Raw genomic sequence first — 1,040 nt, forward strand, 5'->3', positions numbered from 1 at the left:
CGTATGCAATGAAGCAACAGGAGCTGCTTGAACAAAACAATCAGCTTATCGCGCAAAATGCCGAGCTGCAAGCCGAGATGGATCGCATGAAGCAGGACAAACAATCGTTTATCAGCAAGCTTATTAATACTGTCATTATAATCGCAGCTGTTTTTGTTGCTTATATCGTATCCCTGAGAGTTTGGCGTTATGTCGTATGGCGCAAGCAGCGCAGCACAAGCAGTAGAGACAGCAGAGGCAGCAGAGGCATTAGCGGATGAAAATAACCGTTCCTGCCCAAGTTGGCCATGTGCATCTCACCCTTGATACTGCGGACAAGCTTCATGTTCTGCATCCAAAATCAATCATCGCCTTTCAAGGCGATCCGCAAAATCGCGAGGATCGTTTCATGGATTTAGCTGGCATGTATCGCAAGAAACGCTGGATTCGCTCTCTCATTTCTGGACCGGCCGAATTCATTGTCGGCTTGCCTGCAGGCTGCTCGCTCGAAACGCTGCACATCGATGAGAAAAGCGACTTGCTGTTTGATTTCAGGCATATTATCTTTTTCTCGGACGGCATGAAGCTAAAGTCTGTCGTGCAGAAGCTCAAAAACGCATGGATTACGAAGGAATTTGTGCGAATGCGATTTTCCGGACCGGGCTTGCTCGGAATTATTACCGCTGGTGATGTGAAATCCATTCAGCTCCATCCGGATCGTCCTTTGTATGTTGAGACTGGAGCACTCGTCGCATATCCAGAGCATGCTTCCATCCAGCTGTCCGTCTACGGCAACAAGCTCGCAAGCCAGCATATGAATGTGCAGTGGGAAATTCGCGGCACCGGCCCAGTACTTATCCAAACAGGCTCCCGCGATGCCGAACTGGAGGAGCAGCTGCAAAACGGCGGCTTTATCAAAAGAATTCTTCGCGAAGTGCTGCCGTTTGGCGGCATCTATATCAAATAAAACAGAGGCCAGCCGACCGTCAGCAGACGGAAGACAAGCCTCTTTTTATTTTAAACCCCGTTAATTGAGAACTGATGGGAGTATGATTGGTTCG

General features: G+C 48.8%; 2 protein-coding genes. Both read left to right on the plus strand.

Annotation, left to right across the window (positions count from 1 at the left end; all coding sequences use genetic code 11):
• Positions 1-260: hypothetical protein (locus AC1DSE_RS35750; RefSeq protein WP_477529179.1), on the plus strand; the 260-nt coding region annotated here is incomplete at its 5' end.
• Positions 257-946, plus strand: a complete 690-nt coding sequence (locus AC1DSE_RS35755) for an AIM24 family protein (RefSeq protein WP_076268977.1) — start codon at positions 257-259, stop codon at positions 944-946. The genes AC1DSE_RS35750 and AC1DSE_RS35755, both read left to right, overlap by 4 nt.
• Positions 947-1,040: the final 94 nt, after the last annotated feature.

The sequence above is a fragment of the Paenibacillus sp. 01L418 genome (assembly GCF_056400045.1).